The organism is Streptomyces cinnabarinus (assembly GCF_027270315.1).
GTDB lineage: Bacteria > Actinomycetota > Actinomycetes > Streptomycetales > Streptomycetaceae > Streptomyces > Streptomyces cinnabarinus.
This window is the reverse complement of the sequence record NZ_CP114413.1, coordinates 5,469,217-5,483,142: the sequence shown is the minus strand read 5'-3', so window position 1 is coordinate 5,483,142 and position 13,926 is coordinate 5,469,217. Positions and strand designations below refer to the sequence as shown.

Sequence of the window (13,926 nt, the reverse complement as noted above, 5' to 3'; positions counted from 1 at the left end):
TCAGGACAGCCACGAACGCCAGGTGGACTCGTGGCTGTCCACCCACTTCCTCGCCGCCTCCTCCGGGGACAGCTTCTGGTCGGCGATCATCAGGGAGACCTCGTTCTGGTCCGCCGTCGTCCAGCGGAACTTCTTCAGGAAGGCCGCGGCGTCGCCGCCGTCCTGAGCGAAGTCGGCGTTGAGGTACTTCTGGAGCGGAGTGTGCGGATAGGCGCAGGCGACCTTCTCCGGGTCCGCGTCGCAACCCTCCTTGTAGGCGGGGAGCTTCACCTCGGTCAGGGGGACCTTCTTGAACAGCCACTGGGGGGCGTACCAGTACGTCAGGAAGGGCTTCTTCTCCTTGGCGAACTGCTTGATCTGGGTGATCTGGGCGGCCTCGGAGCCGGCGAAGACGACCTGGTAGTCCAGGTTGAGGTTCTTCACCAGCGCCTTGTCGTTGGTGACGTAGGACGGGGAGCCGTCCATCAGCTGGCCCTTGCCGCCGCTCTCGGGGGTGCGGAGCTGGTCGGCGTACTTGTTGAGGTTCTTCCAGTCGGTGACGTCGGGGTGCTGCTTCGCGAAGTACGTCGGGACGTACCAGCCGATGTGGCCGGTGACGCCGAGGTCGCCGCCGTTCACGATCGTCTTCTTGTCCTGGACGTAGCGCTGTTCCTGGTCGGGGTGGCCCCAGTCCTCCAGGATGGCGTCGACGCGGCCCTGGCTGAGCGCGTCCCAGGCGGGGACCTCGTCGACCTGGACGGTGTCGACGCGGTAGCCGAGCTCGTGCTCCAGCAGGTACTGGGCGACGGCCACGTTGGCCTGCGCGCCCACCCAGGACTGGGTGGACAGGGTGACGGTCCGGGCGCCCTGGGCGTTCGCGAAGGGTGAGGCCTGCTTGGTCATGTCGGCGGCGCCGCAGCCGGTGAGCAGCAGCGCACCGACAGCAGCGGCTGTCGTGGCGATACGGATGCGCATGTCACGCTCCCTTCCGGGTCGGCTGGGTGACCCGGTCGAGCATCAGCCCCAGGCAGACGATCGCGGCGCCCGCGACGAGGCCGGTCGCCAGGTCGCCCTGGGCAAGGCCGAAGACGACGTCGTAGCCGAGCGCGCCGCCGCCGACCAGGCCGCCGATGATCACGACGGCGAGGACCAGGACCACGCCCTGGTTGACGGCGAGCAGCAGGGAGCGGCGGGCGAGCGGGAGCTGGACCTGCCACAGCTGCTGGGCGGGGGTGGCGCCGAGCGAGCGGGCCGACTCCAGGGCTGCGGGGTCGACCTGGCGCAGGCCCTGTGCGGTGATGCGGACGACGGCGGGCAGCGCGTAGACGACGGCCGCGGCGACCGCGGGAGCGCGGCCGACGCCGAACAGGGCGACGACCGGGATCAGGTACACGAACTGCGGCATCGTCTGGAAGACGTCCAGCACCGGGCGCAGCAGACGCTCCACGCGGTCGCTGCGGGCCGCGGCGATACCGGTCGCGAAGCCCAGGACCAGGGTGACGGCGACGGCCGCGAGGACCTGGGACAGGGTGTCCAGGGACGGCTCCCACACGCCGAGGACGCCGATCGCGGCCATGGCCAGGGTCGCGGTGAGCGCGGTGCGCCAGGTGCCGATCAGCCAGGCGAGGGCGGCGACCACCAGCAGTACGGCCCACCAGGGCAGCCACTGCAGGCCGTCGCGTACCGGGTCCAGGACCCAGGTGGTGAAGTGGCCGGCCCACTCGGCGGTGCCGCCGATGACGGGGACGCCGGAGTAGAGGTGGGCGGTCATCCAGTCGACGGCCCGGTTGACCGGCTCGGCGATGTTCAGCACCCAGGCGTCGGGCCAGTCGAGCCGGTTCATGAGACGTCCGGCCATGGCTACGGCGAGGGCGGCGACCAGGGTGTACGCCCAGCCCGCACGGCCGGTGCGGCCGGTGCGCTCCGTCCCGGCGCCCGCGGCGGCGGTGACGCGGTCCAGGACGACCGCCAGCAGCACGATCGGGATACCGGCCGCCAGGGCCGCGCCCACGTCGACCGAGGCGAGCGCCTGGTAGACGCGGTCACCGAGGCCGCCGGCGCCGATGACCGAGGCGATGACGGCCATGGAGAGGGCCATCATGATCGTCTGGTTGACGCCGAGGAGGAGTTCCTTGCGGGCCAGTGGGATCCGGGCGGTGAGCAGCCGCTGGCGGGCGGTGGCGCCGAGGGAGTCCACCGCCTCCAGGACCTCCTTGTCGGCGCCGCGCAGGCCCAGGGCGGTGAGGCGGGCCATGGGCGGGGCGGCGTAGACGACGGTGGCCAGGACGGCGGCGGGGACGCCGATGCCGAAGATCAGGACGACCGGGAGGAGGTAGGCGAAGGCGGGGAGGACCTGCATGGTGTCCAGGACCGGGCGCAGGGCTCGGTCCAGGCGGTCGGAGAGGCCCGCGGCGAGGCCCAGGAGCGCGCCGACCGCGACCGAGGCGAGGACGGCGACCACCATCAGGGCGAGGGTCTGAGTGGTCGGGACCCACATGCCGAGGGCGCCGCAGGTCAGGAAGGCGGCGGCGGTGCCGAGGGCGAGCCTCGCTCCGGCCACGCGCCAGGCGACCAGGGCGGCGAAGGCGGTGGTGCCGGCCCAGCCCGCGGCGAGGAGGAGCAGGTAGACGGCGCGTACGGCGAGGACGACCGCGTTGCTGACGTGGCCGAGGAAGTACAGGAACAGGGGGTGGCTGTCCCGGTTGTCGATGATCCAGGTGCTGGTGTCGGTGAGGGGGGTGGTGAGGTCGACGGTGAGGGCGGTCGGCCAGGCGCCGCTGGCCCAGCGGGCGTGGGCGAGGGGGACGAGGACTGCGGCGGCGAGGGCCAGTACGAGGAGTTTGCGTCCGGCGGCGGCCTTCAGCAGGCCAGGGATCGCCGCGCGCGGGGCGGCTGCTGTGACGGTGGCCATCACACCAGCTCCTCGCTGGTGTCGGCGGTGGGTGGGGCCGCTTCCCCGCGCTCGGCGGGTGCGCCTTGTTCGGGGACGGGCGCCGCCTCAGCGGCACGACTGCCCGCAGCTATGTCGGCCGCGTCGGCCGCGCCCGCCGTGTCAGTCACGTTCGCGATGACGCCCAGCAGCGCCGCCGAGTCCACCACGCCCAGGCACCGGCCCTCGTCCACGACCCGGGCCGGTGCGCCCGCTCGGGCCACTGCCTCGATGGCCTCCGAGACCGTCGCGGTCGGGGGGATCGCGGGGCCGTTGCCCGCTTCGTCCGTCGTGGCGGGGCGCATCGCCGTGCGGACGGTGATGACCTGTTCGCGGGGGACGTCGCGGATGAATTCGCGGACGTAGTCGTCGGCCGGGGAGGCGACGATCTCTTCGGGGGTGCCGAGTTGGACGACCGCGCCGTCGCGCATCAGGGCGATGCGGTCGCCCAGCTTGAGGGCCTCGCTCAGGTCGTGGGTGATGAAGACCATCGTGCGGCCCTCCTCGCGGTGCAGTCGGACCACTTCCTCCTGCATGTCCCGGCGGATCAGCGGGTCCAGGGCGCTGAAGGGCTCGTCGAAGAGCAGGACCTCGGGGTCGACGGCCAGTGCCCGTGCCAGGCCGACGCGTTGGCGCTGGCCGCCCGAGAGCTGGCTCGGCCTGCGGTGTTCCATGCCCTCCAGGCCGACCTTCGCGACGACCTCGGCGGCCCGCTTGCGGCGCTCGGAGCGGCCGACGCCCTGGATCTCCAGGCCGTAGGCGACGTTGTCGAGGACCGTGCGGTGCGGGAGGAGGCCGAAGTGCTGGAAGACCATCGCGGCGCGGTGGCGGCGCAGTTCGCGCAGCCGGGACTTGTCCATCGCGCGGACGTCCTCGCCGTCGATGGCGATGGTGCCGGACGTCGGCTCGATCAGCCGGGTGAGGCAGCGCACCAGGGTGGACTTGCCCGAGCCGGACAGGCCCATCACGACGAAGACCTCGCCCTTGCGGACGTCGAAGGACACGTCCCTGACCGCGGCCGTGCAGCCGGTGCGGGCGCGCAGGTCGGCGGGCGGGAGGGCCGCGAGTTCGGGGGTGGTGGGGACTCTGGACGCCTTGGGGCCGAAGACCTTCCACAGGCCGTTCACGGAGAACACGGGAGTACTCATCACGCATCACCACCGATCAGGTCGACGGCTCGTTCCCCGACCATGAGCACGCCGATCATCGGGTTCACCGCCGTCATGGTCGGGAAGACGGAGGCGTCCGCGATACGGATGCCGTCCAGGCCGCGGATCCGCAACTGGGGGTCCACCACAGCGAGTTCGTCGTCCTGCGCGCCCATGCGGCAGGTGCCCGCCGGGTGGTACACGGTGTGCGCGACCTTGCGGGCGTACTCGCTCAGCTCGGCGTCGCCCACGACCTCCGGCCCCGGGCACACCTCCCGCTTGAGCCAGCCCGCCAGTGGCTCGGCCTTGGCGATCTCGCGGGCGATGCGGATGCCGTCGACCAGCGTCCGCCCGTCGTAGTCGTCCTCATCGGTGAAGTACCGGAAGTCCAGGGCGGGCTTGACCGAGGGGTCCGGGCTGGTCAGGTACAGGCGGCCGCGGGACTTCGGCTTGGGGATGTTGGGGGTCATCGAGACGCCGAACTCCGGGCGTTCGTAGCCCAGTCGCTCCGGGTTGTCGGTGAAGGGGATCTGGTAGAAGTGGAACATCAGGTCCGGGCCCGCGTGTTCGGGGTCGCGGCGGACGAACAGGCCCGCGTCGGAGTCCATCGCGGAGTTCTCGGGGATGGGGCCGTTCGTCTCCCAGACGATCACCGACTCGGGGTGGTCGAGGAGGTTCTCGCCGACGCCCGGCAGGTCGAGGGCGACGGGGATGCCGAGCGCCTCCAGGTCCTCGCGGGGGCCGATGCCGGAGTGCAGCAGCAGCCGGGGCGAGTCGACGGCGCCCGCGCACAGCAGCACCTCGTTGCGGGCCTGGACCAGGAACTCCGCGCCGTCCTTGGCGCGTACGTGGACCCCTTCGGCGCGGGTGCCGTTCAGCTCCAGTTTGTGCGCCCAGGTCTCCAGCAGGATCGTGAGGTTCGGGCGCTCGTCCATCACCGGGTGCAGATAGGCCACCGAGGCGGAGGACCGCTTGTTGTTCTCCGGGTGATAGGCAAGGTCGAAGAAGCCGGCGCCCTCGGTGAACGGCTTCTGGTTGAAGCCCTCCACGCGCGGCACGTCGAGCGCCTTCTGCGCGGCGTCGACGAAGTCCCGGGCGATGGCGTTCCGGTCCTTCTCGTCGACCGGGACGATGTTGTTCAGCAGCCGGGCGTAGTACGCCTCCATCGGCACCGCGCCCCAGCCCCTGGCACCGGCCGCCTCCCACTCGTCCCAGTCGGACGGCAGCGGCTTGAAGGCGATGAGGGTGTTGTGCGAGGAGCAGCCGCCGAGGACACGGGCGCGGCTGTGCCGGATGTGGGAGTTGCCGCGGGGCTGTTCGGTGGTGGGGTAGTCGTAGTCCAGTTCGCCGCCGAGCAGGCCCATCCAGCGGCGCAGGGTCAGTACGTCGTCGCGGCCGACGTCGCTCGGGCCGCCCTCGATGACGGCGACGCTGACATCGGGGTTCTCGGTCAGCCGGGAGGCGATGACGGAGCCGGCGGTGCCGCCGCCGATGACGACGTAGTCGTAGACATGGGTGTTCTCAGGCATGGGGTCGGTGCTCCAGAAGATGCGGGGAGGGCGGGTGAGTTCAGCCGGCGAACCAGCGGACCGGCTTCGGCGCGAGGTTCTGGTAGACGTGCTTGCTCTCGCGGTACTCGGCGAGTCCGGCCTGGCCCAGCTCGCGGCCGACGCCGCTCTTGCCGAAGCCGCCCCACTCCGCCTGGGGGAGGTAGGGGTGGAAGTCGTTGATCCAGACGGTGCCGTGGCGCAGCCGGCCGGCCACCCGGCGGGCGCGTCCGGCGTCGGCGGTCCAGACGGCGCCCGCCAGGCCGTACTCGGTGTCATTGGCGAGCGCGACAGCCTCGTCCTCGGTGCGGAAGGTCTCGACGGTGAGGACGGGGCCGAAGACCTCCTCGCGTACGACCTTCATCTCGCGGTGGCAGGCGTCGAGGACGGTCGGCTCGTAGAAGTAGCCGTCGCCCAGGCCCTCGGGGCGCTTGCCGCCGGTGCGCAGGACGGCGCCTTCGGCCAGCGCGGAGGCGACGTAGGACTCGGTCTTCGCGCGCTGCTGCTCGGAGACGAGCGGGCCGCACTCCACGCCGGTGCCGGTGCCGCGGCCGAGGCGGATCTGCCCGGCCCGGTGGGCGAGTTCGGCGACGAAGCGCTCGCGGATCGGCTCCTCGACGATCAGGCGGGAGCCGGCCGAGCAGACCTGGCCGCTGTGGATGAAGGCCGCGTTGAGGGCCTGGTCGACGGCGGTGTCGAAGCCCTCCGCGCTGGCGCAGGCGTCGGCGAAGACGATGTTGGGGTTCTTGCCGCCGAGTTCGAGGGCGACCTTCTTCACCGAAGGGGCCGCCGCCTGGGCGACCTTGATGCCGCTGACCAGGCCGCCGGTGAAGGAGACGAGGTCGACGTCGGGGTGCTCGGCGAGCCGGGCGCCGACCGAGTGACCGGGCCCGGTGACGATGCCCGCGACGCCGGACGGCAGGCCCGCCTCGGCCAGCAGGTCGATCAGGGCGATCGTGGTCAGCGGGGTGATCTCGCTCGGCTTGACGACGAAGGTGTTGCCGGCGGCGAGCGCGGGGGCGATCTTCCAACTGGCCTGGAGGAGGGGGTAGTTCCAGGGGGTGATCAGGGCGCAGACGCCGACCGGCTCGTGCACGACGACGCTGTGGATGTCGGGCGAGCCCGCGTCCACCACCCGGCCCGGGGCCTCGGCGGCGACAAGGCCGGCGAAGTAGCGGAAGGCGTCGGCGACACAGTCGATGTCGACGCGGCCCTCCTCCAGGGTCTTGCCCGCGTCGCGGCTCTCCAGCAGGCCGAGTTCCTCGCGGTCGCGCACCAGGAGGTCGGCGACGCGGCGCAGCAGGGCGGCGCGCTCGGCGACCGGGGTGTGCGGCCAGTCGCCCTGGTCGAATGCGCGGCGGGCGGCCTCGACCGCCAGGTCGGTGTCCTTCTCGTCGCCCTCGGCGACCACGGCGAAGGGCCGGGCGTCCGCTGGGTCGATGATGTCTCGGGTGGCTCCGGAGATCGCGTCCCGCCACTCGCCGTCGACATGGATCGTCCGTCGTTCGTGCTGCCTTGCCATGATCGGTATTGCCTTCCGTTCCTGTTCCGTTCCCCTGAGTCACACGGGTGTCACCTTCGGGGACCGCGTCCGCCTGCCCGGGGCCCCCGGATGCATGCGCGTTTCGGGGCCGAAAGTGGGCGGCGTCACTGAACATGCGGGCAAATAGGGCAAAACGTAACCTGGGGAGTGATGCGCGCCAGGCCGCGCACCAGGCCGTGCACCACGGAGGTGACGCCGATGGCCGTCAGGGCGCTGATCTCGGCCGCGGTGGGCGCGACGCTGTTGCTGGCACCGACGGCGGCAGCGGTCGACGATCCCACCGCGCAGGAGCTCGCCGAGGAGGCGGAGTCCAACCTCCTCGACGCCAAGTCGGTCCATCTGAAGCTGACGGACCGCAGCGCGGGCACGGAGACGAGCCGGACCCAGCCGACGTCGATGGAGCTGTCCCTGGACCGGTCCGGGAACTGCGTCGGGACGATGGAGATGGGCTCGGACGGCGGCAGCGTCGAGATCGTCAAACGGGGCGACGAGGTGTGGATGAAGCCGGACACCGCGTTCTGGAAGGCGCAGGTGCCGGGCGGTGAGGGCGACGCGGTGGCCGAGTTGTTCGAGGACCGCTACATCCACGGCTCCACGGACGACGCGCTGCTCAAGGGCATGGCCGACACCTGCGATCTGAGCAACTTCCAGCGGGACGTCGACTCCGGCTCCTCGCCCGGGACGACCTCGTTGAAGAAGGGCGAGGAGACCACCCGGGGCGGCGTGGACGTCATCCCGCTCACCGGCGAGGTGGACGGCGCGCGGACCACGCTCTACGTCACCGCCGACTCGCCGCACCTGCTGGTCGAGGCCGGCCAGCGCGGCGAGGACATCGATGTGCGGCTGAGGTTCTCCGAGTACGACGAGCCGGTGCCGTCACGGACTCCGTCGGCGGACGACACGGTCGACATCGACAAGCTCCAGGACGAGTTGCAGAGCGTCTAGAGCACTCCGGGAAGCGTCAGGCCGTTGTCCGGGGTCAGTCCGCCGAGCTTGTCGGGGTTCACCTGGAACCGCAGGTTGTGCATGCGGCCGTCGGCGACGTCGTAGGTCAGGGCGCCGATGGTCTGCCCGTCGAGCTTGGCCAGGATGCCGAGTTCGCCGTTGATGACGGCGGACTCCATGGTCATGGCGGCCAGTTCGGGCTTGGCCATGAAGCCCAGCATCCAGCGGGCGACGTTCTCGACGCCGTGCATCGGACGGCGGGCCGCGGTGACCTTGCCGCCGCCGTCGGCCCAGGAGGTCACCTCGGGCGCGAGGAGTTCCATGACGGCGTTGAGGTCGCCGCCCGAGCATGCCGCGAGGAACTGGTCGGTGACCTGCTGCCGTTGGGCGGGGTCGGCGTCGAAGCGGGGCCTGCGGGCCTGCACATGCGCTCGGGCCCGGTGGGCGATCTGGCGGACCGTCGGCTCGGGGCGGTCCAGGGCCTCGGCGATCTCGGTGTGGGAGTAGCCGAAGACCTCGCGGAGCAGGAAGACGGCGCGTTCGACGGGGCTGAGGGTTTCGAGGACGACCAGCATCGCGGTCGAGACGGAGTCGGCCAACTCTGCCTCCGAGGCGATGTCGGGCGAGGTCAGCAGGGGTTCGGGGAGCCATGGGCCGACGTAGGTCTCGCGGGTGGCCCGGGCCGAGGTGAGGCGGTTCAGGGAGAGGTTGGTGACCGTGCGCACCAGATAGGCCCTGGGGTGGCGGATCGTCGAACGGTCCGCGGTGCTCCAGCTCAGCCAGGCGTCCTGGAGGACGTCCTCGGCGTCGGCGACGCTGCCCAGCATGCGGTAGGCGGTCGCGAACAGCAGCCGGCGGTGTTCGAGATACGGGTCCTGCCCCGTGGCCATGTCCATCACCGCGTCATGCTCCCAGCGCCGTGAACCGGGCGGCAAGGCCCTTATCACCGCGCTGGGAGCCAGCACGCCTGTCATACCGCGGGCCTGCGGGTGGCCCGGCCACCCTTGGAGACGACGGTGGTGACGTTCATGCGCTTGCTGAACCGGTAGGTCAGCAACGGGCTGCCGCTGACGAACTCCTTGTACATCACGGCGCTTCGCCCGGTGAGCCACCAGCGGGCGGGGGTGTCGTCGGCCTTGGTGAACTGGATGACGGCGTCCCGGCGGCCGAGGCTGACCGGCTGGTGGAAGTACCCGAACCGGAACGGCTTCACGGTCCTGCCCCTGACCAGCCGCGCGATGGTGTCGGCGGTGTACTGCGCGGTGGGCAGCCCGCTCTGGCAGGTGCCGTGGATCCGCCCCCAGGCCAGCCGGACGGCGGCGGCGTCACCGATGGCATGGATCTCCGGGTGGGACACCGACCGCAGCGAGCCGTCGACCACGATCAGGCCCCGCTCGTCGGTGGCGATCCCGGCCTCGGCGGCCAGCGGCGACACCTTGACCCCGGCGGTCCACAGACAGGCGGCGGAGGGGACGATCCGGCCGTCGGCCAGCTCGACCGCCTCGGGCAGCACCTTGGCGACCCGGGCGCCGCTCTCCACCTTGATGCCGAGCCGGTCCAGCGCACGGTGCAGGTAGCCGCGGGCCCTGTCCCCCATCATGCCGCCGGGCTCGTCCTGGCTGATCAGCGTGACCTGCAGTCCCGGGTGGCTCTCCGCGATCTCCGTGGCCGCCTCGACACCGGTCAGACCGCCGCCGCAGACGGTGACGGTGCCGCCGGCCGCGGCGACCTCGGTCAGCCGCTCGGCGAACCGGCCCGCGATCTCGATGCTGTTGAGGGTGAACGCGTGGGCGTCGGCGCCGGGGACCTTGCCGGTGTCGGTCGAGCTGCCCAGCGCGTAGACGAGGGTGTCGTAGCCGAGGGACATGTCCCCGCCGATGGTGACGGTCCGCGCCTCGGGGTCGATCGCGGTGGCGGTGCCCTCGACGAACCGGACACCGGTTCCCGCGAGCATGCTCGGGATCCGGTGCTCGGCCAGCGTCTGTCCGGCGGCGACCTGGTGCATCCGCAGCCGCTCCACGAACCGGCCCGTCGGGTTGACCAGAGTGATCCGCACGCCCGTCCGACGGGTGCGGTGAGCCAGCCGCACCGCGGCGAACATTCCGGTGTAGCCCGCGCCGAGAACCACGATGTGGTGGCCGTTCGACATCTCGATCTCCCCTGTTCGGCACCGGCTTCCGTACCGGTGACGCCCATGGGACAAGCGGCCCCCCGCGGACGTGACAGGTCGCCGATGCGACCCACGTCACACCCGCTCCCGCGGGCCTCGGCACGGCCGGTACCGGACTAGAACGGCCGGTAGTCCTCCGGCGGGTCCTCCCCCACCCGGCCGTCGATCGACTCACGGATCAGGTCCAGCTGGCCGAGGTGGCGCGCGTACTCCTCGACCATGTCGATCAGCAGACGGCGCAGGCTGGGCGACTCACCGGCCCGTGTGGTGTAGGACACGAGCCCGCCGGGGCCGCCGTCCGCCAGTGCCCTGCGTATGTTCGCCCGGGAGCGGGTGACCTCGGTGAGCCAGAGCGCGTACAGCTCCTCGGGGGTGTGCCCGGCGGCCGAACGCCACTCCCAGTCCGGCTCCGCGTCCCAGTCCACCGTGTTCCACGGCGGTCCCGGGTCCTCCCCGAGCAGTCGCAGGGTGAAGTAGTCGGCCTCCACCAGGGCCAGATGCTTGATCAGTCCGCCAACGGTGAGCGCGGAGGGCGCGAGGCGGGTGCCCAGGGCCGCCGCGTCCAGGCCCTCGCACTTCCAGGCGAAGGTGCGGCGCTGCCGCTCCAGGGAGCCGACCAGGGTGTCGGCCTCGTCGCCCGCGACCGGGGGTTCAAGCAAGATCTCGGTGTTCTCACTCATGCGCCGCAGCCTAGGCGCGGGTACTGACAACCACTGGACTCTTCCGAATCGTTTGACTAAAGTCAAAGAAATATGGAACCCGTGTCGACGGAACATGTGACGGCATTCCGCCGCTTCAACCGCTATTTCACGCGCCGGATCGGCGCCCTCGACGACCACTATCTCGGCCAGGACCGCCCGCTCGGCGAGGCCCGGCTGCTGTTCGAGATCGCGGAGCCGGTCTCCCTGCGCGAGCTGCGGAACCGACTCGGCCTGGACGCGGGCTACTTGAGCCGGATGGCCAAGGCGCTGGAGGCGCAGGGCCTGATCCGGGTCAGCGTGCACCCGGACGACAACCGGCTGCGGATGGTCGAGTTGACCCCGGCCGGCCGCATCGAGCTCAAGGAGCAGCAGCGCCGCGCCAACGCCCTGGTGGCCGAACTGCTCGGCGGCCTCACCGCGGAACAGCGCGCCGAACTGGCCGAGGCGATGTCCACCACCCGCCGCCTGCTGCGCCTGGCCGCCATCAGCGTCTGTCTCGTCGACGGGGCGAGCGCGGACGCCCGCGCGTGCCTCGACGCCTACGCCGCCGACCTCGACGCCCGCTTCCCCGAGGGCTTCGACCCCGCCGACCTCGTCCGCCCAGGGGAGGTCTCGGGCGACGCCGGGGCGTTCTTCGTCGCGTACGAGGAGGGCGCGCCGGTGGGTTGCGGGGCGCTGCGGCGGCTGGAGCCCGGAGTGGGCGAGATCCGGCATGTGTGGGTGCACCCCGCCGCCCGCCGCCTGGGACTCGCCCGGCGGCTGCTCGGCGCGCTCGAAGGCGAGGCGTCCGCCCGGCGGTTGCCGGTCGTACGGCTGGACACGCATGCGGCGCTCGGTGAGGCGCAGGCGATGTACCGGGCCTGCGGGTACACCGAGATCCCGCGCTACGACGACAGCGTCTATGCGAGCCACTGGTTCGAGAAGCGGCTGCCGAGCCCCTGACGTCCCGTCACCCGCACGCGCCGGCCGCCGGGCAGAAGGAGGTCAGGGCCGTGGTGAGGGGCGCGCGGATCCGCTCGGGGGCCAGCTCCTCCGGGCCGCTGGCGCGGATCGCGTACGGCGTGCCGTCGGCGGCCTCGAAGCGGTGGTCGACGACAAGACGGGGGCCCTTGTCCTCGTCGTCGTAGCGGTAGGTCAGCTCCTCGAAGCCGGAGCCCGAGTCGCGGGCGAGGGCCCGGTAGCCGGGGCGGCTCGCGAAGCCGTAGCCGGGGGCGTTCTCGGCCTGCGCGAGCGACTCCTCGACGGTCGGCTCGGCGACCCTGAAGATCTGGAGCTGACGGCCGTCGTCCGGGGCGTCGTAGAAGACCACCGGGGCCTCCTCGCCCGCCTTCTGACGGCGGATCCACTCCTCGGGGACGAGGAGGGTGAAGCCGACGGGGTCCTGGGCGCGGCGGTATCCCGGGGCTGTCGACATCCCGGCGGACGGCGAGGTGCTCGTCCCGGACGGCGGTGAAGTCGTCGCGGTGACCTCGATGGCCCCGGCCGCGCCGCCGCTGTCGTCCTCCCTGATCAGGACCCACACCCCGGCGCCCGCGCCCACACCCAGGACGACCGCGGCCAGCAGGGCCAGGACCAGGCGGCGAGGACGCGGAGCACGCGGCGGGGCGGGGGCGGGCCGGTGGCCGCCGTACGTCTGGGTCTCGGCCGTGGACCACGGCGGTACGGTGCCGTCCGGCTGGCGCGCGGACCAGGGGGCCCGGCCGCGTTCCTCGCTCGGTTCGTGTCCCCAGCCGCTCATCGCGAGTCCCCCGAATCGCCGTACCCGGTACCGCTTTTCCGACGGTAGCGGCAGAACAGGCCACAGGCCCCGTTCCGGCCGAAACCGGTACGGGGCCTGTGCGGGCTGTGCTGAGGGAGCCGGGGCTCAGATGAGGCCGAGGGCGCGGACCGCGTCCCGCTCCTCCGCGAGCTCGGCGACCGAGGCGTCGATCCGGGCGCGGGAGAACTCGTTGATCTCCAGGCCCTGGACGATCTCGTACTTGCCGTCCTTGGTGGTGACGGGGAAGGAGGAGATCAGGCCCTCCGGGACGCCGTAGGAGCCGTCCGACGGGATGCCCATGGAGACCCAGTCGCCGTCGGCGGTGCCGTTGACCCAGGTGTGGACGTGGTCGATGGCGGCGTTGGCGGCCGAGGCGGCGGAGGAGGCGCCACGGGCCTCGATGATCGCCGCACCGCGCTTGGCGACGGTCGGGATGAAGTCGTCGGCCAGCCACTTCTCGTCGCTCACGACCTCGGCGGCGTTCTTGCCGGCGATGGTGGCGTGGAAGATGTCCGGGTACTGGGTGGCGGAGTGGTTGCCCCAGATCGTCAGACGCTTGATGTCGGCGACCGTGGAGCCCGTCTTCTTCGCGAGCTGGGTCAGCGCGCGGTTGTGGTCCAGGCGGGTCATCGCGGTGAAGCGCTCGGCCGGTACGTCCGGGGCGGACGCCTGGGCGATCAGGGCGTTGGTGTTGGCCGGGTTGCCCACGACGAGGACCTTGATGTCGTCCGCGGCGTGGTCGTTGATGGCCTTGCCCTGCGGCTTGAAGATGCCGCCGTTGGCCTCCAGGAGGTCACCGCGCTCCATGCCCTTGGTGCGGGGGCGGGCGCCGACGAGCAGCGCGACGTTGGCGCCGTCGAAGGCGACGTTCGGGTCGTCGCTGATCTCGATGCCCTGAAGCAGCGGGAACGCGCAGTCGTCCAGCTCCATGGCCGTGCCCTCGGCGGCCTTCAGCGCCGGGGTGATCTCCAGCAGGCGCAGCTTGACCGGCACGTCCGCGCCGAGCAGCTGGCCGGAGGCGATGCGGAAGAGCAGGGCGTAACCGATCTGGCCGGCCGCGCCGGTGACGGTGACGTTCACGGGAGTGCGGGTCATGGCGTTCTCCGTATGACAGCTGGCGGTGGGGCGGCACTGCCCCGGTACGGACGTACAGATGATCGATCTCTTGGTATCAAGAGATCCAGCGGTCAGGCTATCGCGCCCGC

Annotated in this window: 12 protein-coding genes; 2 read left to right on the top strand and 10 right to left on the bottom strand. The window is 71.6% G+C overall.

Annotated features, from left to right (window positions below):
* Genes STRCI_RS24935 through STRCI_RS24915 form a run of 5 tightly spaced genes read right to left on the bottom strand, consistent with a single transcriptional unit; the run spans nt 1 to nt 7,125 of the window.
* Nucleotides 1-954, bottom strand: a complete 954-nt coding sequence (locus STRCI_RS24935) for an ABC transporter substrate-binding protein (protein WP_269661182.1) — start codon at nt 952-954, stop codon at nt 1-3.
* A 1-nt stretch (nt 955) separates the two neighbouring features.
* Entirely contained in the window at nt 956-2,890 is a 1,935-nt protein-coding gene (locus STRCI_RS24930) for an ABC transporter permease (RefSeq protein ID WP_269661181.1), read from the bottom strand.
* Complete coding sequence (locus STRCI_RS24925) at nt 2,890-4,056, bottom strand: quaternary amine ABC transporter ATP-binding protein (RefSeq protein WP_269661180.1); 1,167 nt, start codon at nt 4,054-4,056, stop codon at nt 2,890-2,892. The genes STRCI_RS24930 and STRCI_RS24925 overlap by 1 nt, the downstream gene beginning before the upstream one ends.
* Nucleotides 4,056-5,585, bottom strand: a complete 1,530-nt coding sequence (locus STRCI_RS24920; RefSeq protein WP_269661179.1) for a GMC family oxidoreductase — start codon at nt 5,583-5,585, stop codon at nt 4,056-4,058. Before STRCI_RS24920 ends, STRCI_RS24925 begins: the two co-directional genes overlap by 1 nt.
* A 40-nt stretch (nt 5,586-5,625) precedes the next feature.
* On the bottom strand, nt 5,626-7,125 hold the full coding sequence (locus STRCI_RS24915; protein WP_269661178.1) for an aldehyde dehydrogenase family protein: 1,500 nt from the start codon (nt 7,123-7,125) through the stop codon (nt 5,626-5,628).
* A gap of 171 nt (nt 7,126-7,296) precedes the next feature.
* On the opposite strand from STRCI_RS24915, the gene STRCI_RS24910 reads away from it, so the two are divergent.
* Nucleotides 7,297-8,091: a LolA-like protein gene (locus STRCI_RS24910; RefSeq protein WP_269661177.1), complete on the top strand. Its 795-nt coding sequence runs from the start codon at nt 7,297-7,299 to the stop codon at nt 8,089-8,091.
* Here STRCI_RS24910 and STRCI_RS24905 read toward each other — a convergent pair.
* From STRCI_RS24905 to STRCI_RS24895, 3 genes are all read right to left on the bottom strand, one after another.
* Entirely contained in the window at nt 8,088-8,981 is an 894-nt protein-coding gene (locus STRCI_RS24905) for an RNA polymerase sigma-70 factor (protein WP_269661176.1), read from the bottom strand. The two genes, STRCI_RS24910 and STRCI_RS24905, sit on opposite strands and share 4 nt — an antisense overlap.
* A gap of 80 nt (nt 8,982-9,061) precedes the next feature.
* On the bottom strand, nt 9,062-10,240 hold the full coding sequence (locus STRCI_RS24900; RefSeq protein WP_269661175.1) for an NAD(P)/FAD-dependent oxidoreductase: 1,179 nt from the start codon (nt 10,238-10,240) through the stop codon (nt 9,062-9,064).
* Between the two features lie 137 nt (nt 10,241-10,377).
* Complete coding sequence (locus STRCI_RS24895; protein WP_269661174.1) at nt 10,378-10,941, bottom strand: DinB family protein; 564 nt, start codon at nt 10,939-10,941, stop codon at nt 10,378-10,380.
* A 72-nt stretch (nt 10,942-11,013) separates the two neighbouring features.
* On the opposite strand from STRCI_RS24895, the gene STRCI_RS24890 reads away from it, so the two are divergent.
* Nucleotides 11,014-11,904: a bifunctional helix-turn-helix transcriptional regulator/GNAT family N-acetyltransferase gene (locus tag STRCI_RS24890; RefSeq protein ID WP_269661173.1), complete on the top strand. Its 891-nt coding sequence runs from the start codon at nt 11,014-11,016 to the stop codon at nt 11,902-11,904.
* Nucleotides 11,905-11,911: 7 nt separating this feature from the next.
* On the opposite strand, the gene STRCI_RS24885 is transcribed toward STRCI_RS24890, so the two are convergent.
* Nucleotides 11,912-12,700, bottom strand: a complete 789-nt coding sequence (locus STRCI_RS24885) for a hypothetical protein (protein WP_269661172.1) — start codon at nt 12,698-12,700, stop codon at nt 11,912-11,914.
* Between the two features lie 126 nt (nt 12,701-12,826).
* On the bottom strand, nt 12,827-13,816 hold the full coding sequence (locus tag STRCI_RS24880) for a malate dehydrogenase (protein WP_269661171.1): 990 nt from the start codon (nt 13,814-13,816) through the stop codon (nt 12,827-12,829).
* Nucleotides 13,817-13,926 lie beyond the last annotated feature (110 nt).

Excerpts from the sequence above, each read along its gene's own strand:
- STRCI_RS24935 (WP_269661182.1), bottom strand. The coding sequence starts at position 954 with ATGCGCATCCGTATCGCCACGACAGCCGCTGCTGTCGGTGCGCTGCTG.
- STRCI_RS24930 (WP_269661181.1), bottom strand. The coding sequence starts at position 2,890 with ATGGCCACCGTCACAGCAGCCGCCCCGCGCGCGGCGATCCCTGGCCTG.
- STRCI_RS24925 (WP_269661180.1), bottom strand. The coding sequence starts at position 4,056 with ATGAGTACTCCCGTGTTCTCCGTGAACGGCCTGTGGAAGGTCTTCGGC.
- STRCI_RS24920 (WP_269661179.1), bottom strand. The coding sequence starts at position 5,585 with ATGCCTGAGAACACCCATGTCTACGACTACGTCGTCATCGGCGGCGGC.
- STRCI_RS24915 (WP_269661178.1), bottom strand. The coding sequence starts at position 7,125 with ATGGCAAGGCAGCACGAACGACGGACGATCCATGTCGACGGCGAGTGG.
- STRCI_RS24910 (WP_269661177.1), top strand. The coding sequence starts at position 7,297 with ATGCGCGCCAGGCCGCGCACCAGGCCGTGCACCACGGAGGTGACGCCG.
- STRCI_RS24905 (WP_269661176.1), bottom strand. The coding sequence starts at position 8,981 with ATGGCCACGGGGCAGGACCCGTATCTCGAACACCGCCGGCTGCTGTTC.
- STRCI_RS24900 (WP_269661175.1), bottom strand. The coding sequence starts at position 10,240 with ATGTCGAACGGCCACCACATCGTGGTTCTCGGCGCGGGCTACACCGGA.
- STRCI_RS24895 (WP_269661174.1), bottom strand. The coding sequence starts at position 10,941 with ATGAGTGAGAACACCGAGATCTTGCTTGAACCCCCGGTCGCGGGCGAC.
- STRCI_RS24890 (WP_269661173.1), top strand. The coding sequence starts at position 11,014 with ATGGAACCCGTGTCGACGGAACATGTGACGGCATTCCGCCGCTTCAAC.
- STRCI_RS24885 (WP_269661172.1), bottom strand. The coding sequence starts at position 12,700 with ATGAGCGGCTGGGGACACGAACCGAGCGAGGAACGCGGCCGGGCCCCC.
- STRCI_RS24880 (WP_269661171.1), bottom strand. The coding sequence starts at position 13,816 with ATGACCCGCACTCCCGTGAACGTCACCGTCACCGGCGCGGCCGGCCAG.